We start from the raw sequence: 18,838 nt of genomic DNA, 5'->3' as shown, positions 1-18,838 counted from the left end.
ACGCATCAGGTGATTGCTGCAATGCCGTTGGCTGCCTAGGCTTGAGAGATCGCACCGGAGGTTACTCATGCTTGGTCCACTGGCATCACTCAAGATTCTGGATTTCTCCACCTTGCTACCGGGGCCGTTTGCCTCGTTATTACTGGCCGACATGGGCGCTGAGGTGTTGCGCATTGAATCGCCCACACGGATGGACTTGCTGCGCGTGCTTCCACCTCATGACCAGGGCGTTTCCGCCAGCCACGCCTACCTCAACCGCAACAAACGCAGTCTGGCCCTGGACCTCAAGCAGCCTGAAGCGCTGGAGGTGATCAAGCAGCTTTTGCAAGACCACGACATCGTGCTGGAACAGTTCCGCCCCGGCGTGATGGAACGGCTGGGCCTGGGGTATGAAGCGCTGAAGGCGATCAATCCGCGGCTGATCTATGTGTCGATCACCGGCTACGGGCAGACAGGCCCCTATAAAGACCGCGCCGGGCACGACATCAATTACCTGGCGCTGGCGGGACTGGCCAGCCACACCGGCCGTGCGGACAGCGGGCCGCTGCCGTTGGGCATGCAAGTGGCTGATGTCGCCGGTGGTTCGTTGCATGGCGTCATCGGCTTGCTGGCGGCGGTGATTGCCCGGCAACGGGCGGGGCAGGGGCAGCATATCGACGTGAGCATGACCGATTGCGTATTCAGCTTGAACGCCATGGCCGGTGCAGGGTATCTGGCCTGTGGCGAAGAGCCGGGTCGTGAGAATCAGATGCTCAATGGCGGCAGTTTCTACGACTATTACCGCACCCGTGACGGACGCTGGCTGTCGGTGGGCAGCCTGGAGCCCCCGTTCATGAAGCAATTGTGCACAGCATTGGGTGTGGAGGATCTGGCGGCGTTGGGGCTGTCACCGAAGCCTGCGCAGCAAAAAGCGCTGAAAGATGCGCTAAAGATCGAATTCGAAAAACATGACTATGCCGAGTTATGTGCACTGTTTGCTGAACTCGATGCGTGCGTCGAGCCGGTTCTGAGCCTGGGCGAAGCGGTGCGGCATCCGCAGTTGCAGGCGCGGCAGTTGGTGGCGCAAGTGCCGCGAGCTGATGGGACGACTCAAGCGCAGATGGCCTGTCCGTTGAAGTTTTCAGAGGGCCTGCCTGAACCACGGCATATCGGTGCGGCGTTGGGGGCGCATACGGATGAGGTATTGGGGGAACTTGGTTTCAGCGTTCAACGGATCGAAGAATTGCGGCGTGCCAAGGTGGTTGTGTAGGGGGGCTGAAGGCTCTATCGCGAGCAGGCTCACTCGTACACTGGAAGTGTGGCGCGCCGAAGATCCAATGTGGGAGCGAGCTTGCTCGCGATGAGGCCAGTACAAACACCAAAAATCCAGCTACTCGACCCGCATCTCGCCACTGAACACCAACGTGCTGCGGCACCGTCGGCACAAATACCGCCGCCCCTGTCTCACCAATCCATGGCGCTGGGCGGAGAACGGGAAGTCGCTGTCCACGCACGGGCATTTGTAGATATAGCGGGTCACGCTTCGGCGTTTGACGTCATAGGTGTGGCAACGATTGGGTGGCAATTCGTACACGCCGCGCATGATCAGTTGCCACTCTTCGCCATGGGGCTGGATGCGGTCGCCAAATAACTGATGGGCGATCAGGTGCGCGACCTCGTGAGCCACGGTTTGCTTGAGGAAGTCTTCAGAGTTTTCCCGGTACAGCTGCGGATTGAAGCGCAACAGGTTCTCGTGCAAATGCGCGACACCGGCTTTTTGCCCGCGCAGCTTGAGGCTCACCACGGGGCGTTTGAATGGACGTTTGAAAAAGGATTCAGCGAGTAGGTAACAATCTTCGACGCGGGTATTGAGTTGCTCGGGCATGCTTGATGGGTCTCCAGAGAGGTCGAGTATGCCGCAACCCTGGGTGCTTGCGAATCGCCCAAGCGCCGAATGGTCGTCGCCGTTCTCCATCCAGGCACATCAAAAGGCCGCCTTGCGGCGGCCTGTATTGGCAGATCTTATAGTTTGTGTGCGCGGTCAGTTGGTATAGACGGGCCCCACGCCCAGTCCCCAGACAATCACAGTGAACGCCATGATGGCCACCAGGACCACCAACCCTACGGCGAGCACCGAACTTGAAAAAAGGAATCCCTCGTCAGATGGAATGTTCATGAACGTCGGTAGCCCCACGTACAGCAGGTACACCGTGTAGCAGATGGCCGCGGTGCCGACGATCATTCCGAGCCACATGTGTGGATACAGCGCCGCCAGCCCGCCAATGAACAGCGGTGTCGCGGTATAGGTCGCAAACGCTACGCAACGCGCCAGGCTCGGGTTGGCATCATAGGTGCGGGCCATCCAGTGGACGAACGCGCCCATCACGGCAACTCCGCCGAGCATCGCCAGATACGACATGACCGTCATCCATAGTGCGCTTTCCTGAGTCAGCATCACCGGCGCTCGATTGCCAATGACCCAGCCGACTTGCGTGGTGCCGATAAACGCCGACACGGCAGGAATCGCCGCCAGAATCAGGGTGTGGGTGAGATACATGTGGCTGATGCTTTCCTCCTGGTCGCCACGGATCTCCTTCCATTCTTGGTCAGGGTGGGTGAAGAGCCCCACTACGTGATGGATCATGCCAGTCACTCCTCTTGTTTTTACCGTCGCCCCCCAGTGGAGCGCCTACGGGCCAAGGTGGCCAAGTAAGTAAAGGTCTGGATATGTGTGCGACCTTATGTCGCAGTATAGAAAGGACTTACCCGTACATGTGGAAGGGGTTTAGAGCAAATCGCGCTGTAAACCCCAGTGGTAATCGCCGTTCCATCTTAGGTAGGAGCACTTCGCTCGCGCAGGGTTTTTGCGTAAAATGCCGGCCTTTCGTCACACCTCACGGATTCGCGTCATGGGCACTCTCACGGTCAACCAGAACAAACTGCAAAAGCGCCTTCGCCGTCAGGCCGGTGAGGCTGTTGCCGATTTCAACATGATTGAAGAGGGCGACAAGGTCATGGTCTGCCTGTCCGGTGGCAAGGACAGCTACACCCTGCTCGATGTGCTGCTGCATTTGCAGAAGGTTGCTCCGATCAAGTTCGAGATCGTGGCCGTGAACATGGACCAGAAGCAGCCGGGCTTTCCCGAGCACGTACTGCCGGCGTACCTGAAAGCATTGGGCATCGAGTACCACATCGTCGAGAAAGACACTTACTCGGTGGTCAAGGAGCTGATCCCGGAAGGCAAGACCACCTGTTCGCTGTGCTCGCGCCTGCGTCGCGGTACGCTCTACACGTTTGCCGATGAAATTGGCGCGACCAAGATGGCCCTCGGGCACCACCGCGATGACATTGTCGAAACCTTCTTCCTCAACATGTTCTTCAACGGCTCGCTCAAGGCCATGCCGCCGAAACTGCGCGCCGACGATGGCCGCAACGTCGTGATCCGCCCGCTGGCCTACTGCAACGAGAAAGACATCCAGGCCTACTCGGATTTCAAGCAGTTCCCGATCATTCCGTGCAACCTTTGCGGCTCTCAGGAGAATCTGCAGCGCCAGGTGGTCAAGGACATGCTGCAAGAGTGGGAGCGCAAGACTCCCGGCCGCACCGAGAGTATCTTCCGCAGCCTGCAGAACGTGATTCCGTCGCAATTGGCCGACCGTACCCTGTTTGACTTCACCAGCCTGAAGATCGACGAAACCGCGGCCTCGCGATTCGTCAACGTGGTCAACCTTTAAACACGATTAATGTGGGAGCTAGCCTTCTGGTGATGAAAGGGTGTCAGGAACATTTTTGACTGACACACCTCCCTCGCCAGCAGATTGGCGCCCACAGGTTTTGCCGCAAGTTGGCAGTTCATTTTTCATTCCTCAGGAGAGGGCATGCGCGATTACAAGTGGCTGCACGAATACTGTCTGAACCGCTTCGGTTCGGCAGCTGAACTGGAAGCCCATCTGCCCGTTCCCAAGACCCCCGCGCAATTGCGCAAGATCAGCGACGACCGCTACCTCTCCACCATGGCACTGCGCGTTTTCCGCGCCGGGCTCAAACACAGCCTGGTGGACGCCAAGTGGCCGGCCTTCGAAGAAGTGTTCTTCAAGTTCGACCCTGAGAAAGTCGTGCTGATGAGTGCTGAACATCTTGAGCGCCTGATGCAGGACGCGCGGATCATTCGCCATCTGGGCAAACTCAAGAGCGTGCCGCGCAATGCGCAGTTCATCCTCGACGTCGAGCATGAAAAAGGCAGTTTCGGTGCGCTGATCGCCGACTGGCCGGTGACCGATATTGTCGGTTTGTGGACCTACCTGAAAAAGCGCGGTCATCAATTGGGCGGGTTGTCGGCACCGCGCTTCTTGCGGATGGTCGGCAAGGACACGTTTGTGCCGAGCTACGACGTGGTGGCGGGGTTGAATGCGCAGAAGATCGTCGACAAAGTGCCGACCAGTCAGCGGGATCTGGCGTTGGTGCAGGATGTGTTCAATCAGTGGCATGAACAGAGCGGTGGGCGGCCGATGAGCCAGATATCGATGATGCTGGCGTATACCGTCAATCATTAAAGACCGAGTTGTTCCAATCGCCAGCAGGCTGGCTCCCACATTGGATCTGTGGAGCACACAAATCCCCTGTGGGAGCTAGCCTGCTAGCGATTGCAATCTGTCAGGCGGCAGAGATCTCGCCTTCGCCTGCGAGCTTGCGATTCAGCTGAAACCGCCACCGCACATACAGCAGCGCCGAGCAAAACACCGCCAGGCTCGCGCCCATCTCCAGCAAACCAAACAGCTGCCGGTTCGGGTCAAACGCCGCCAGTGCGCCCTTGATGAAATACAGGTTCACCACAAAGCACATCCAGGAATGCCCGCGCGCGCTGCCAACGATCATCCCCGGCGCCAGCAACAGCAGCGGTACCAGTTCGATCAGCAGGATCACCCATGGCCGCGCCCCGTGCAGATCGGCGACCGCCAGGTAATACACGCAGAGCAAACCCACCAAGCCCAGAAAACACAGCAGGCTGATGGCTCGCATCGCTTTGACCCGTGGTTCGAGCCATTCAATGGAAGGCAAAATCTTCGGCTTCTTGGCCACGTCAGTTCCCCAGCTTTTGCGCGGTCTTGGCCAGTCGCAAGCCCAAGGCCCGACACAGTGCGACCTCATGTTCATTCAAGCCGCTTTTGCCATCGGCGCCGGCGTGGTGACTGGCGCCATAGGGCGTGCCGCCGCCACGGGTTTCCAGCAATGCCGATTCGCTGTAAGGCAGGCCCGTAATCAGCATGCCGTGGTGCAGCAAGGGCAGCATCATCGACAGCAGCGTGGTTTCCTGACCACCGTGCAGGCTCGCGGTGGAGGTGAAAACGCCCGCCGGTTTGCCGACCAGCGCACCGGTCAGCCACAGGTTGCTGGTGCCGTCGAGGAAGTACTTCAGCGGCGCGGCCATGTTGCCAAAACGCGTCGGGCTGCCAAGGGCCAGGCCGGCGCAGTTTTTCAGGTCGTCGAGGCTGGCGTACAGCGCGCCTTCGTCCGGAATGTCCGGGGACACAGCTTCGCACTCGGTAGAGATCGCCGGCACGGTACGCAGACGCGCTTCCATTCCCGACTGTTCGACACCACGGGCAATCTGCCGGGCCATTTCGTTGGTCGAACCGCTACGGCTGTAATACAGCACCAGAATATACGGCGCGCTCACGGCAACAACTCCAGCACATTCTCCGGCGGACGCCCGATGACGGCTTTGTCGCCTGCTTCCAGAATCGGTCGCTCCATGAGTTTCGGGTGGGCAGCGATAGCGGCGATCAATTGCGCCTCGCTCAAGCTGCTGTCAGCCAGGTTGAGCGTTTTGTACTCGTCTTCACCGGTGCGCAGCAATTGCCGGGCACTGATGCCCAGTTTGCCCAGCAGGTTCTGGATTTGCGCGGCGTCCAGTGGCGTTTCCAGGTACCGGACCACGGTCGGGGTCAGGCCACGGGCTTGGAGCAGTTCGAGCGCACCGCGGGATTTCGAGCAGCGCGGGTTGTGATAAAGCGTCAGATCGGTCATGTGCGGGTCGCATCTTGCGTAAGGTGGCGGCTATTCTAACTGTGCAGCGCGTATTCCAGAACCTGGAGAGGCAATGGGTCGCGGCGGTATTCTTTTTTTGACAAGGATTACGACATGACTAGACGACTGGCAGCGGCATTGGCGATCTTCGGCACGTTACTGCTGGGGGGCTGTGGCAATGATTACGGAATCGACCAGAACGGCCAGAAAGTCGCCGCCGACCGTCTGGACAAGCAATGGCTGGTGCTCAATTACTGGGCGGAATGGTGCGGGCCTTGCCGAACCGAGATACCCGAGTTGAATACCTTGGCCGAGCAGCTCAAGGGCAAGAAGATCGATGTGTTCGGGGTCAACTTCGATAATGTGCAGGGCGAAGAGCTGAAAAGCGCCAGCGAGAAGCTGGGGATCAAGTTCACCGTACTGGCCCAGGATCCGGCCGAGCTGTTCGAAGTGCCGCGCAGCGAAGCGTTACCCGTGACCTACATCATCGATGACAAGGGCAAGGTGCGTGAGCAGTTGATGGGTGAGCAGACGGCGGCGGGTGTGATGGCGAAGCTTGAGGCGTTGCAGGCAACTAATTGATTGCGCAGATGGCAGGGGCTTTTTGTGGTACGGGGATTTTGTGGCGAGGGGATTCATCCCCGTTGGACTGCGCAGCGGTCCCTTTTTTGGGGTCGCTTCGCAACCCAACGGGGATGAATCCCCTCGCCACAAAAGCCGCTGAGCACAAAATCCCCTTGCCACAGTAAGTCAGCCGGGTTCAGCAGAGGTGATCAACCCTCTTCAAGCCACCAGCGCAGCGGCTTGCCTTCGGCGGGCCAGAAGCGCATCTGCTCGATGGGCGAAATGTCCCAACGCTGCACATTTTCCAGTGCCTGCAAAAAGCGTTTTTCCTGTTCCATCAGCGCAGGCGCACACAGTTTGCGCGTACTGCCAATCTTGCCGAAGCTCAGCTTGTCGCCTTCCAGCGTATAGGGCGCGAACCAATGGTTACAGCCGCCGTTGCCGTAGGCTCGACCATCTTCACCGAGGGTGATGGTCAAGTGGCTGTAATCCATCAGCGGACGTTCGCCAATCCATTCCAGAATGTAGCTGCGGTTCTGTTGCAGTTGCACCGGCTCGGCGGCGCAGCCCATCAGGCTGGCACCCACCATCGCGGTCATAGCGAGGCGTTTCATCACGCAGGCTCCTGGCATTTTGGGCACAGGTGCTTCTCGCCGACAGTGGTCCAGCCCAGCTCGGCAATCCGCGCGGTGGCGGCCGGTTTTTCAGCCTTGTTGCCCAGCTTGGCGTCGACGGCGAACTCAAAGCTCAGCTCTTTGGCGCAGCTGTCGCAATTGACTTTCCAGGTGTGGATGGCCAATTCGCCGAACACCGGACCACTCGCAACCGCGACCCATTGGCCCGGTGGATTGATCAAGTGGCGAACCGTTTCGACGGTCAGGCGCATGGACAGGTCCTTGCTGCCTTTGAGGGTCACGACCAGCACGTCGTTGTTGCGAATCGAACCACCGTTACCGGTGACCTGATAACGCCCAGGCACAAGGGCGCGGCATTCGGTGAGGGTGTGTTGCGGGTTCATCAGGGTATAGCGAAAATCGTGTTCGGCCATGGGTCCTCCAAATATGCGCGGCATGCTAGCACGGACATCGCCGCAGCATGGAGCGGGCAAGTGACCTTCGATCTGGTTCAGCCGGCAGCCACAAGATTCTGTGGCTTTCCATCCGCCCAGGCCGCGATGTTCTGCAGCGTGGTCGTGGCAATGGCGCCCAGTGCTTCGCGGGTCAGGAAGGCTTGATGCGCCGTGATGATCACGTTTGGAAAGGTCAGCAGGCGCGCCAGCACATCGTCTTGCAGTGGCAGGTCCGAGCGGTCTTCAAAAAACAGCTGGGCCTCTTCCTCATACACATCCAGCCCCAGATAGCCCAGTCGACCGTCCTTCAGTGCGTCGATCAGTGCAGGCGTGTCCACCAGACCGCCGCGTCCGGTGTTGATCAGCATCGCCCCAGGCTGCATGTGTGCCAGTGACTCGCTGTTGATCAAATACTTGCTCTGTTCGTTAAGCGGGCAGTGCAGGCTGATGATCTGCGCCTGGGCCAACAGTTCCGGCAAGCTCAGGTAGCGGGCGCCGAGGGCTTCGACGTCGGGATTGGGGTAGGGGTCGTAGGCCAGCAACTCGCAGCCAAACCCGTGCATGATTTTCGCGAAGGTTGCGCCGATCTGCCCTGTGCCCACCACGCCGACCGTCTTGCCCACCAGGTCGAAGCCCGTCAGCCCATGCAAACTGAAATCGCCTTCGCGGGTGCGGTTGTACGCGCGGTGCAAACGACGGTTGAGCGCAAGGATCAATGCCACCGCATGCTCGGCTACTGCATGCGGCGAATAGGCCGGGACCCGCACAATGGCCAGTCCCAGTCGCTTGGCGACGGCCAGATCGACATGGTTGTAACCCGCCGAGCGCAGGGCGATCAGTCGGGTACCACCGGCGGCCAGGCATTCGAGCACAGGCGCGCTCAAGTCATCATTGATGAAGGCGCAGACCACCTCGTGATGCTCCGCCAATGCCACGGTATCGACGCTCAATCGCGCCGATTGAAACTGCAACTCGATGCCGTCGGGCAGTTTTGCAGCGAGAAAACTCTCGCGGTCGTAGTTCTGGCTGCTGAAAAGAATGGTGCGCATGCTGTCCTCCTGGAAATTTTCAAGCTTTGACGCTTCACGCTTCGCGCTTTTGTAGCAGCTGGCGAAGCCTGCGTTCGGCGGCGAAGCCGTCGTAAAACTGGTGATCTCGGTGCTTCAGATGAACCGCATTTGACGAATTTACGACGGCTTCGCCGCCGAACGCAGGCTTCGCCAGCTGCTACAGGGAACGGCGTTAAGGCGAATACCTACGTTACATCAAGCATTGATACGCGCATGCGCGGCCAGACGGTTGATGGCCCGGTCAAGCTCCTCCAGTGCGCTATAGGCTTTCGGGTCCTGTTGCTTGAGCAGGGTTTCACTACGCTGGCAGGCGGCGCGCAATTGCGGGACGCCGCAATAACGTGTTGCGCCATGCAGGCGATGGACACGCTCGATCAAGGCATTATTGTCATCGGTATCCCGGGCAAAACGGATGGCTTCGCGGTCGGCTTCAAGCGAGGCGAGCAACATCGCCAGCATGTCAGCCGCCAGATCCGCCTTACCGGCGGCCAGACGCAGGCCCTCTTCGTGATCGAGCACCTGCAACTCGGGTGCACCAGCATGTCCGTCACCGGAACGCTCGGGCCCGTGGTTGCGCAGCGCCAGACCACTCCATTTCAAAACCACCTGGGCCAATTGCCGTTCACTGATGGGCTTGGTCAGGTAATCGTCCATGCCGCTTTGCAACAACGCACGCTTTTCGTTGGCCATGGCGTGAGCGGTCAGCGCGACGATCGGCAAGGGCGTGCAGTGCCGCTCGCTTTCCCACTGACGAATGGCCTCGGTGCTCTGGCGCCCATCCATGCCGGGCATCTGCACGTCCATCAGCACCAGGTCGAAGGTCTCGTTCTGCACGGCTTTGACTGCCGCGTATCCACTTTCCACGGCCAGCACCTTGGCGCCCATGTCTTCGAGCAAGGTTTGCACCAGCAGAAGGTTGGCGGGATTGTCGTCGACACACAGCACTTTCGGGGCGCGGCTGGACAGCGGTTCCCCCGGCTCGTTACGCACCTGGCGCGGGTTGACCAGGTCGGACAAGGCTCGGCGCAGTTTGCGGGTGCAGGCCGGCTTGGCCTGAAGCTGACTGTGCGGGTTGGGTACGGACAGATGGAACAGCGTCTGCTCGGTGGTCGGGCACAGCACGAGCACCTTGCAGCCCAGATGTTCCAGGTCCCAGATGTGTTGGTTGAGGCGTTCTGGCGGCATGTCGTTGCTGGTGATGCCAAGTACCGCCAGGTCGATCGCCTGATCGGTCTGATGCGCACCGGTAACGCCATTGGTCAGGCTTTCGAGGGTATTGAATGGCGTGACAGCGAGGCCGCAATCTTCCAGCTGATGCTGCAAGGCCTGGCGTGCCAATTCGTGATTCTCCAGGACCGCCACCCGACGCCCCAGCAGCGGTGGGCCTGGCAGGTCTTCGGCGTCGTCGCGGGTCTTGGGCAGGCTCAGGCTGATCCAGAATTCCGAACCTTCCCCCGGTGTGCTGTCGACCCCGATCTCGCCGCCCATTTGCTCGATCAGCCGTTTGGAAATTACCAGCCCCAGACCAGTACCACCGGGTTGGCGCGACAACGAGTTATCCGCCTGACTGAACGCCTGGAACAGGGCGCGCACGTCCTGGCTCGACAGGCCAATCCCTGTGTCTTGAATGCTGATGCGCAATTGCACGCTGTCTTCGTGTTCGTCCTCGAGCATGGCACGGGCGACGATGGTGCCTTCGCGGGTGAACTTGATCGCGTTGCTGACGAGGTTGGTCAGTATTTGCTTGAGCCGCAGCGGATCGCCCACCAGCGACAGCGGCGTATCCCGATACACCAGGCTCACCAGTTCCAGCTGCTTGGCGTGGGCGGCGGGGGCGAGGATCGTCAGCGTGTCCTGCAGCAGATCCCGCAGGTTGAACGGAATGTGGTCGAGCACCAGTTTGCCGGCCTCGATCTTCGAGAAGTCGAGAATCTCGTTGATGATCCCCAACAGGCTGTCTGCAGACTTTTCGATGGTGCCCAGGTAATCCAGCTGGCGCGGCGTCAGTTCGCTTTTTTGCAGCAGATGAGTGAAGCCGAGGATCCCGTTGAGCGGTGTGCGGATTTCATGGCTCATGTTGGCCAGGAACTCGGACTTGATCCGGCTTGCCTCCAGGGCTTCCTTGCGCGCCAGGTCCAGCTCGATGTTCTGAATTTCGATGGTTTCAAGGTTCTGGCGCACGTCTTCGGTGGCCTGGTCGACGCTGTGCTGCAATTCTTCCTGGGCGTTTTGCAGGGTGCCCGCCATGCGATTGATCCCGGACGCCAGTTCATCCAGTTCCTGACTGCCTAGGGGCGGCAGTCGGGTTTCCAGGTGACCGTCCTTGAGCTGGGAGACGGCTTGCTTGATCTGGCTCAACGGACGGTTGATGGTACGGCCCATGCGCAGCGCCAGCAGCGCGGCACCACCCAGCCCCGCAGCGATCAACAGCAGGCTGGCGAACAGGCTGCGGTAACCGCGCAACAGCATGCCGTTGTGTGACAGCTCCAGTTCTACCCAGCCGAGCAACCGTTCAGCTTCTGCAGGAATCACATCGCCGGCGAGGTTGCGGTGTTTGCCGAACACTGGCAGCAGGTAACGCGTCGCATCGTTGCCACTGCGGCGCAGCAATTGCGAACCGTTGCCCTGGGGCGCCTTGTTGAGCATGGTCGGGCCCGCATGGGCGAGCAGGGTACGGTCCGGCGCGAGGAAGGACACTGCGCGAACATCCGGTTGCTCCAGGGATTGCGTGGCGATGCGTTCCAGCAGTTCGTTGTTCTTGTGGCCCATGGCGGGTGCCACCAGCGGCGCCAGTTGCTCGGCGATCATTTCGCCACGCTGCATAAGCTGGGTCTGCAGGTCGGACTGCTGCATCCAGGTGAAATAGCCCCCCAGGACCAACGCCATCAGGCTGGTCGGCAACAGGGTCAGCAACAGCACGCGGCCTTTAATTCCGAGTTTCTTGAGCACGCATCTCTCCTGCATCCAGCTATTAAATGACCTGCGCTTACGTCCGGTAGGCGCCACCTGCGCAGTGTAGCGATTTGCAGGCAGCCCTTCTTCGTAAAATTGAACGGGTCAGTCGTCGGTCCGTACCGCCTGTTGGCGTCTTGGGCAAACCTTGGGTTGCCCAAGGCGAGGCAATCTTGAATAATCGCCAACTGAGAATTATTTGCAGATACTCATGACTCCCATCTCTATTGATCATCCACGCATCCTCGCCATTGAGGACGACCTCGTGCTCGGTGCATACGTGCATGAGCATTTGGGCCGCAACGGCTTCCAGGTGACCTGGTGCAAAAACGGTCAGGAAGGGCTGAACATGGCGCGCGCGCAAGCGTTCGATGTGGTGTTGATGGATATTCTGCTGCCGGGACTGGACGGATTGAAAGCGCTGACACAATTGCGCGAGAGCCACTCCACCCCGGTGTTGCTGATGTCTGCGCTTGGGGCCGAGGCGGATCGCATCAGCGGCTTTCAACTGGGCGCGGATGACTACCTGCCAAAACCCTTCAGCATGGTTGAGTTGCGGGTACGCATAGAAGCGATCCTGCGGCGTGTAGCGCTTGACCGCCGGCCCGCGCCCATCGTCGTTGCGCCTGCGACCGACAGCCTGCGTTTCGACGATCAGTGTTTTGAGGTCTTCTACTGCGACAAGGCGGCCGGTCTGACCCGTAGCGAGTTTCGGTTGCTGGAAACACTGAACCGCAACGGCGATGAAGTGTTGAGCAAAGCCTTCCTTTATCAGCAAGTCCTGCAACGTGGTTACGCGGCTCATGACCGCAGCCTGGACATGCATATCAGCCAGATCCGCCGCAAGCTCAAGGCCATCGGCTATACCGAGCGCGAAGTGCGCACGGTCTGGGGCAAAGGCTATGTATTGAGTGCCAGCGATGAAGTGGTCTGACCTGCCGGGCCGGCATTCCCTGTTCTGGAAACTGGCCTTCCTGCTGGTGGCCTTTTGTCTGCTGATGATCTGGCTCAGTTGGTCCTGGGGCCGGTACATGGAGGAGCGCAACCAATTCCTCTCGGACGACGCCCGGGGCACTTTGACGCGCTACGCCGCCGAGGCCGAGCAGGCCTGGCAGCAGGGCGGGCGGGCTGGCGTCGATAGCTTTCTGCAAAGCATGCCGCAGCGTGAATCGGGCTGGGTCGGCGTCATCAGTGGTGATTTGCAATCATTGAGCAGCCAGGAAATATCGGACAAGGACGTCCAGCACCTGACCTTTCTGCGCGGCCTCGACTGGCCGATCCACAAGAAAGGCCTGCCATGGATGCGCGTTCCCTTTCCAGAAAATTCTTCTGCCGGCAGCCTGGTGATCGAACTGCCCCAACGCTTTGTGCCCGGTCAATACCGGGTGTTTTGGCGGGTGATTACCAACGGCGTGATCCCGGGGCTGTTCACCCTGCTGCTGTGCGTCGGGTTGTATCGGCTATTGGTGGTTCCGCTGAATAACCTGCGCGAACAGGCCAATGCCTGGCGTGCCGATCAGTTGGGTGTACGCCTGTCGAGCCGCACGACCAATCGTCAGGATGAGCTGGGAGAATTGGGCAGGGCTTTCGACCACATGTCCGAGCGGCTGCAATCCACGGTGGCCTTGCAGCAACAATTGCTGCGCGACCTGTCCCACGAATTACGCACGCCGCTCAGCCGCCTGCGAGTAGCCAGCGAAAGCGAGCAAAGCCTGGCGCAATTGCGTGAGCGTATAGGCCGGGAGGTCGATGGCATGCAGCGCCTGGTGGACGACACGTTGCAATTGGCGTGGCTTGATACCGAACGCGCGCCGTTACCCGATGAGGCGATTCAAATCCAGGCGTTGTGGGAGATGCTCACGGAAAATGCCTGCTATGAAAGCTGTTGGTCGATGGCCCGGTTGCAGTGCACGGTGGACTCATCTTGCTGGGTCCGCGGCAATCTCAATACGTTGGCCCAGGCACTGGAAAATATTCTGCGCAACGCGGTGCGACACTCGCCCGTCGGCGGGGTAGTGACGCTGGGTGGTCGACGTGACGGCGAATTTTGGCTCCTGTGGCTGGAAGACGAGGGCGGCGGGGTGGCTGAAACCGATCTGGAACGAATCTTCTTGCCGTTTACCCGGCTCGACGGTTCGAGACCAGGGAATGGCGGGTTTGGGCTGGGGTTAAGCATTGCGAGAAATGCCGTGCAGCGGCAGGGCGGCGAAATCTGGGCGCAGAACAGCGGGACCGGGTTGCGGCTGAATGTGCGGCTGGTGGCTGATGCAGGGGAGGACAATGATGCCGCCTTCGCGAACAACCTCGCGGTGAACACCTGTCGATCACAGATTGTGTGATCCAGCCGACCTTGTGGGAGTGGGCTTGCCCGCGATGAGGCCCGCACATCCCGCACAAAACTTCGCCCTTATTCCTACAAGCCATAAGCACCGCACTTTGCGTGATATGGGGTTGCAAGGTTTGCCGGTATGATAGGCGCCCCCGCAGTCTGGATTGCGAATACGCCATGACCTTGCAGTACCCAACCATCGCCGATTGCGTCGGCAACACCCCGCTGGTTCGTTTGCAGCGCCTGCCTGGCGCCACCAGCAATACTCTTTTGCTCAAGCTTGAGGGGAATAACCCGGCGGGTTCGGTCAAGGACCGTCCTGCGCTGTCGATGATCACCCGTGCCGAGTTGCGCGGGCAGATTCACGCTGGCGATACGTTGATCGAAGCGACTTCGGGTAACACCGGGATTGCGCTGGCCATGGCCGCCGCGATCAAGGGTTACAAGATGATCCTGATCATGCCGGACAATTCCAGCGCCGAGCGCAAGGCCGCCATGACCGCCTATGGTGCCGAACTCATCCTGGTCACCCAGGAAGAAGGCATGGAAGGCGCTCGCGATCTGGCCCAGCGCATGGAGGCCGAAGGTCGTGGCAAGGTGCTGGATCAGTTCGCCAACGGTGACAACCCTGAAGCGCACTACACCACCACCGGCCCGGAAATCTGGCGGCAGACCGAGGGCACCATCACTCATTTCGTCAGCTCGATGGGCACCACCGGCACCATCATGGGCGTTTCGCGCTATCTGAAAGAGCAGAGCGACAGCGTGCAGATCGTCGGCCTGCAACCGATGGAAGGCTCGGCGATTCCGGGCATCCGTCGCTGGCCACAAGAGTATTTGCCGAAGATCTACCAGGCCGATCGAGTGGACCGGATCGTCGACATGGCCCAAAGCGAAGCCGAAGACGTGACCCGTCGCCTGGCTCGCGAAGAAGGGATCTTCTGCGGCGTGTCCTCGGGCGGTGCCGTGGCCGCGATGTTGCGCTTGTCCAAAGAAGTTGAAAACGCGGTGATCGTCGCGATCATCTGCGACCGTGGCGACCGTTACTTGTCGACCGGCATTTTCGACGCGCCCAACTGATGGCCAAGCACGAGAGAGGTCTGCGTTTCCAGCCGACTGGCGGCAGCAAGGCCCCACAAATCCCGACCGGCAAAAAGCAGCGCCTGACCATCGAGCGCCTGGCTAATGACGGTCGCGGAATCGCATTTTTCGAAGGTCGCACCTGGTTCGTCATCGGCGCACTGGCCGGTGAGGAAGTTGAAGCGCGCGTGTTGGGTGCCCACGGCAAAGTGGTCGAAGCACGCACCGAACGGGTTTTTCAAACCAGCGAACTGCGTCGTCCTGCTCCCTGCCCGCATGCCGGTCGCTGCGGCGGTTGCAGCGTGCAGCATCTGCCTCACGATGAACAACTCGCCCTGAAACAGCGCATGCTCGCCGAGCAATTATTGAAGGTTGCCGGTGTCGAACCTCAAGAGTGGGCAGCGCCGTTGAGCGGTCCGGAATTCGGTTACCGTCGTCGCGCGCGAGTGGCGGTGCGATGGGACATGAAAGCGAAAAAACTTGAAGTCGGTTTCCGTGCGGCTGGCAGTCAGGACATCGTTGCTATAAACGAATGCCCGGTGCTGGTACAGCCTTTGCAGCCGATCATGAACCGCTTGCCGGAAATGCTGCGGCGACTGAGCAAGCCACAGGCGCTTGGGCATGTGGAGTTGTTCAGCGGCACGAAGCTGGCGGTTCTGCTGCGGCACATGGCGCCGTTGTCCGACGCCGACATGACCATTCTCAAGGATTTCTGCGCTTTTCACGAAGCCCAGTTGTGGCTTCACGGTGAAGGCGAGCCTTACCCGGTCGAGGCTGATCAAGTCCTGGGCTATCGTCTTGAACAGTGGGATCTGGATCTGGCGTATCGGCCGGGAGACTTCATCCAGGTCAACGCGGCTGTCAACGAGGCCATGGTCGCCCAGGCGCTGAGTTGGCTTGAGCCGAAAGCAAATGAACGCGTTCTTGACCTGTTCTGTGGCTTGGGTAATTTTGCCTTGCCCTTGGCCAAGGCTGTCCGTGAAGTGGTGGCGGTAGAAGGTGTGCAGACGATGGTCGAGCGGGCAGCCGCCAACGCTGCCAGCAACAATCTGCATAACACTCGTTTTTTTCAGGCCGATTTATCCCAGCCTTTGACCGATGCCGAGTGGGCGGTCGAAGGCTTTTGTGCGGTACTCTTGGACCCACCGCGTGACGGTGCTTTTGAGGTTGTGCGCAAGCTCAAGTCCCTGGGCGCCGAGCGGTTGGTCTATGTATCGTGCAACCCGGCAACGCTGGCGCGCGATACGGTCGAATTGATCAAGCAGGGCTACCGGTTAAAACGTGCCGGGATTCTCGATATGTTTCCTCAGACGGCACATGTCGAGGCCATGGCGTTATTTGAAGCGAGCTAGGATGCTCGTCTGGTCCGACTGGTCCGCCCGTGTAGCCGCGCACCTGCCCCGACGCGGGCGCGCGGGCAACGAAGGTCAGCGATTGACGCATTGAATCTGCGTCGTAGGGAAGGTAAGCAAGATGGTACAGGTGAGAGCACACCAGCCGATCAACACCGACGGCAGTATCAATCTCGAGGCTTGGCTCGATCATGCGGTCAGTGTCGATCTGGCACTGGATCGCGAAGCCTTGAAAGAAGCGTGCGAGTTCGCTCGCGCGTCTGAACAACAGGCCAATGCGGCGAAGAATCTATGGTCCGAAGGGACCTCGAGTTTCCGTACGGGCCTTGAGATCGCCGAGATCCTCGCCGACCTCAAACTCGACCAGGATTCGTTGGTCGCAGCAATCTTGTACCGCGGCGTGCGCGAAGGCCAGATCCAGTTGCCGGCAGTCAGCCAGCGCTTCGGTCCGGTGGTCGCCAAACTCATCGACGGCGTTTTGCGCATGGCGGCAATCAGCGCCAGCTTGAGCCCTCGCCAGTCCCTGGTGCTGGGCACTCAAGGCCAGGTGGAAAACCTGCGCAAGATGCTCGTGGCGATGGTCGATGACGTGCGTGTCGCGCTGATCAAGCTGGCCGAACGCACCTGCGCGATCCGTGCGGTCAAAACCGCCGACGATGAAAAGCGCAACCGTGTGGCCCGTGAAGTCTTCGACATTTATGCGCCCCTGGCTCACCGTCTCGGTATCGGTCACATCAAGTGGGAGCTGGAGGACTTGTCCTTCCGTTACCTCGAACCCGACCAGTACAAGCAGATCGCCAAGCTGCTCCACGAGCGGCGCCTGGATCGCGAGCGCTTCATCGCCGATGTGATGAACCAGCTGAAAGTCGAATTGCAGGCCACCGGGGTCGATGCCGACATCAGCGGCCGGGCCAAACACATCTATTCGATCTGGCGCAAAATGCAGCGCAAGGGTCTGGAGTTCAGCCAGATCTATGACGTGCGCGCCGTTCGCGTGCTGGTACCGGAGATGCGCGATTGCTACACCGCGCTGGGCATCGTCCACACCTTGTGGCGGCACATCCCGAAAGAATTCGATGACTACATCGCCAATCCGAAAGAGAACGGCTACCGCTCGTTGCACACGGCGGTAATCGGTCCTGAAGGCAAGGTGCTGGAAGTGCAGATTCGCACCCACGCCATGCACGAAGAGGCCGAGTTGGGCGTGTGTGCGCACTGGAAGTACAAGGGCACCGACGTCAAATCCGGTTCCAACCACTACGAAGAGAAAATCTCGTGGTTGCGTCAGGTACTCGAGTGGCATGAAGAACTGGGTGATATCGGTGGGCTGGCGGAACAGCTGCGTGTCGATATCGAACCTGACCGGGTCTATATCTTCACCCCGGACGGCCACGCTATCGACTTGCCCAAAGGTGCAACGCCACTGGACTTCGCGTACCGGGTGCATACCGAAATCGGCCACAACTGCCGAGGCGCCAAGATCAACGGGCGCATCGTGCCGCTCAACTACAGCCTGCAGACCGGTGAGCAGGTCGAGATCATCACCAGCAAGCATGGCACGCCAAGCCGTGACTGGCTGAACCCTAACCTGGGTTACGTGACCACCTCGCGGGCCCGGGCGAAGATTGTCCACTGGTTCAAATTGCAGGCCCGTGACCAGAACGTCGCGGCCGGTAAAACCTTGCTCGAGCGCGAACTCAACCGTCTCGGTCTGCCCGCGGTGGACTTCGACAAGCTGGCTGACAAGGCCAACATGAAGACCGCCGAGGACATGTACGCCGCCCTGGGTGCCGGCGATTTGCGTCTGGCGCAGCTGGTCAATCTGGCGCAGCAACTGGTCGAGCCGGAACGTGGCAATGAACAGCTCGAGCTGATTCCGCGCAAGGCGACGGGTTACAAGCCAGGCAAGCGTGGCGATATCCAGATCCAGGGTGTCGGCAACCTCATGACCCAGATGGCAGGCTGCTGCCAGCCGTTGCCGGGGGATGCGATCGTCGGTTACATCACCCAGGGCCGCGGTGTGAGCATTCACCGTCAGGACTGCGCCTCGGTGCTGCAATTGGGCGGACGCGAGCCAGAGCGCATCATCCAGGTCAGCTGGGGCCCGGTGCCGGTGCTCACCTACCCGGTGGACATCATTATCCGCGCCTATGACCGGTCAGGTTTGCTGCGTGACGTTTCGCAGGTGCTGCTCAACGAGCGCATCAACGTACTGGCGGTCAACACCCGCTCGAACAAAGAGGACAACACTGCACTGATGTCCCTGACCATCGAGATTCCGGGGCTGGATGCGTTGGGACGGTTGCTGGGGCGCATTTCGCAGTTGCCGAACATCATCGAAACGCGGCGTAACCGCACTCCTTGAGATGATCAATGTAGGAGTGAGCCTGCTTGCGATAGCGGTATATCAGTCACG

Annotated in this window: 18 protein-coding genes; 9 read left to right on the top strand and 9 right to left on the bottom strand. The window is 59.9% G+C overall.

Going from position 1 to position 18,838, the window contains the following annotated elements; all coding sequences use genetic code 11:
- The first annotated feature begins 67 nt into the window (after positions 1 to 67).
- A complete protein-coding gene (locus AC3ZVB_RS09135; protein WP_490146338.1) occupies positions 68 to 1,249 on the top strand; it encodes a CaiB/BaiF CoA transferase family protein in 1,182 nt (393 codons plus the stop codon).
- A gap of 120 nt (positions 1,250 to 1,369) precedes the next feature.
- On the opposite strand, the gene AC3ZVB_RS09130 is transcribed toward AC3ZVB_RS09135, so the two are convergent.
- Both AC3ZVB_RS09130 and AC3ZVB_RS09125 read right to left on the bottom strand, forming a co-directional pair.
- Entirely contained in the window at positions 1,370 to 1,864 is a 495-nt protein-coding gene (locus AC3ZVB_RS09130) for a SprT family zinc-dependent metalloprotease (protein WP_490146337.1), read from the bottom strand.
- A gap of 156 nt (positions 1,865 to 2,020) precedes the next feature.
- On the bottom strand, positions 2,021 to 2,623 hold the full coding sequence (locus tag AC3ZVB_RS09125; protein ID WP_162437947.1) for a Yip1 family protein: 603 nt from the start codon (positions 2,621 to 2,623) through the stop codon (positions 2,021 to 2,023).
- 265 nt (positions 2,624 to 2,888) lie between these two features.
- Here AC3ZVB_RS09125 and ttcA point away from each other — a divergent pair, with 265 nt between their 5' ends.
- The gene (gene ttcA / locus AC3ZVB_RS09120) at positions 2,889 to 3,713 is read left to right on the top strand and encodes a tRNA 2-thiocytidine(32) synthetase TtcA (protein WP_490146336.1); all 825 of its coding nucleotides are present in this window, start codon (positions 2,889 to 2,891) and stop codon (positions 3,711 to 3,713) included.
- A 144-nt stretch (positions 3,714 to 3,857) separates the two neighbouring features.
- A complete protein-coding gene (locus AC3ZVB_RS09115) occupies positions 3,858 to 4,532 on the top strand; it encodes a DNA-3-methyladenine glycosylase I (protein WP_162437949.1) in 675 nt (224 codons plus the stop codon).
- Between the two features lie 100 nt (positions 4,533 to 4,632).
- On the opposite strand, the gene AC3ZVB_RS09110 is transcribed toward AC3ZVB_RS09115, so the two are convergent.
- Genes AC3ZVB_RS09110 through arsC form a run of 3 tightly spaced genes read right to left on the bottom strand, consistent with a single transcriptional unit; the run spans position 4,633 to position 6,006 of the window.
- Positions 4,633 to 5,058, bottom strand: a complete 426-nt coding sequence (locus tag AC3ZVB_RS09110; protein WP_162437950.1) for a DUF2069 domain-containing protein — start codon at positions 5,056 to 5,058, stop codon at positions 4,633 to 4,635.
- 1 nt (position 5,059) lies between these two features.
- Positions 5,060 to 5,656 (bottom strand): NAD(P)H:quinone oxidoreductase, encoded by a 597-nt coding sequence (gene wrbA, locus AC3ZVB_RS09105; RefSeq protein WP_027923973.1) that lies wholly within the window; start codon positions 5,654 to 5,656, stop codon positions 5,060 to 5,062.
- A complete protein-coding gene (arsC, locus tag AC3ZVB_RS09100; protein ID WP_162437951.1) occupies positions 5,653 to 6,006 on the bottom strand; it encodes an arsenate reductase (glutaredoxin) in 354 nt (117 codons plus the stop codon). Before arsC ends, wrbA begins: the two co-directional genes overlap by 4 nt.
- A gap of 114 nt (positions 6,007 to 6,120) precedes the next feature.
- On the opposite strand from arsC, the gene AC3ZVB_RS09095 reads away from it, so the two are divergent.
- Positions 6,121 to 6,588: a TlpA family protein disulfide reductase gene (locus AC3ZVB_RS09095; protein WP_162437952.1), complete on the top strand. Its 468-nt coding sequence runs from the start codon at positions 6,121 to 6,123 to the stop codon at positions 6,586 to 6,588.
- 191 nt (positions 6,589 to 6,779) lie between these two features.
- Here the strand turns inward: AC3ZVB_RS09095 and AC3ZVB_RS09090 are convergent, their stop codons facing one another.
- The 4 genes from AC3ZVB_RS09090 to AC3ZVB_RS09075 form a co-directional block, all read right to left on the bottom strand.
- A complete protein-coding gene (locus AC3ZVB_RS09090; RefSeq protein ID WP_162437953.1) occupies positions 6,780 to 7,184 on the bottom strand; it encodes an META domain-containing protein in 405 nt (134 codons plus the stop codon).
- Complete coding sequence (locus tag AC3ZVB_RS09085; RefSeq protein WP_162437954.1) at positions 7,184 to 7,618, bottom strand: hypothetical protein; 435 nt, start codon at positions 7,616 to 7,618, stop codon at positions 7,184 to 7,186. The genes AC3ZVB_RS09090 and AC3ZVB_RS09085 overlap by 1 nt, the downstream gene beginning before the upstream one ends.
- A gap of 77 nt (positions 7,619 to 7,695) precedes the next feature.
- On the bottom strand, positions 7,696 to 8,688 hold the full coding sequence (locus tag AC3ZVB_RS09080) for a 2-hydroxyacid dehydrogenase (RefSeq protein ID WP_162437955.1): 993 nt from the start codon (positions 8,686 to 8,688) through the stop codon (positions 7,696 to 7,698).
- 216 nt (positions 8,689 to 8,904) lie between these two features.
- Positions 8,905 to 11,658 (bottom strand): response regulator, encoded by a 2,754-nt coding sequence (locus AC3ZVB_RS09075; RefSeq protein ID WP_194693125.1) that lies wholly within the window; start codon positions 11,656 to 11,658, stop codon positions 8,905 to 8,907.
- A gap of 214 nt (positions 11,659 to 11,872) precedes the next feature.
- Between AC3ZVB_RS09075 and AC3ZVB_RS09070 the strand changes: the two genes are divergently transcribed.
- The 5 genes from AC3ZVB_RS09070 (at position 11,873) to relA (ending at position 18,787) form a co-directional block, all read left to right on the top strand.
- The gene (locus tag AC3ZVB_RS09070; protein WP_162437957.1) at positions 11,873 to 12,595 is read left to right on the top strand and encodes a response regulator transcription factor; all 723 of its coding nucleotides are present in this window, start codon (positions 11,873 to 11,875) and stop codon (positions 12,593 to 12,595) included.
- The gene (locus AC3ZVB_RS09065; protein ID WP_490146335.1) at positions 12,582 to 14,000 is read left to right on the top strand and encodes a histidine kinase sensor domain-containing protein; all 1,419 of its coding nucleotides are present in this window, start codon (positions 12,582 to 12,584) and stop codon (positions 13,998 to 14,000) included. Before AC3ZVB_RS09070 ends, AC3ZVB_RS09065 begins: the two co-directional genes overlap by 14 nt.
- A gap of 167 nt (positions 14,001 to 14,167) precedes the next feature.
- Positions 14,168 to 15,070 carry a cysteine synthase CysM gene (cysM, locus tag AC3ZVB_RS09060; protein WP_162437959.1) on the top strand — a complete coding sequence of 301 codons (903 nt, stop codon included), beginning with the start codon at positions 14,168 to 14,170 and terminating at the stop codon, positions 15,068 to 15,070.
- On the top strand, positions 15,070 to 16,422 hold the full coding sequence (gene rlmD, locus AC3ZVB_RS09055) for a 23S rRNA (uracil(1939)-C(5))-methyltransferase RlmD (protein WP_162437960.1): 1,353 nt from the start codon (positions 15,070 to 15,072) through the stop codon (positions 16,420 to 16,422). The genes cysM and rlmD overlap by 1 nt, the downstream gene beginning before the upstream one ends.
- Positions 16,423 to 16,543: 121 nt before the next feature.
- Positions 16,544 to 18,787: a GTP diphosphokinase gene (gene relA / locus AC3ZVB_RS09050; protein ID WP_162437961.1), complete on the top strand. Its 2,244-nt coding sequence runs from the start codon at positions 16,544 to 16,546 to the stop codon at positions 18,785 to 18,787.
- Positions 18,788 to 18,838: the final 51 nt, after the last annotated feature.

It is taken from the genome of Pseudomonas sp. MDV22-iso1 (genome assembly GCF_058145095.1).
This window is presented reverse-complemented; position numbering and strand designations above follow the sequence as displayed.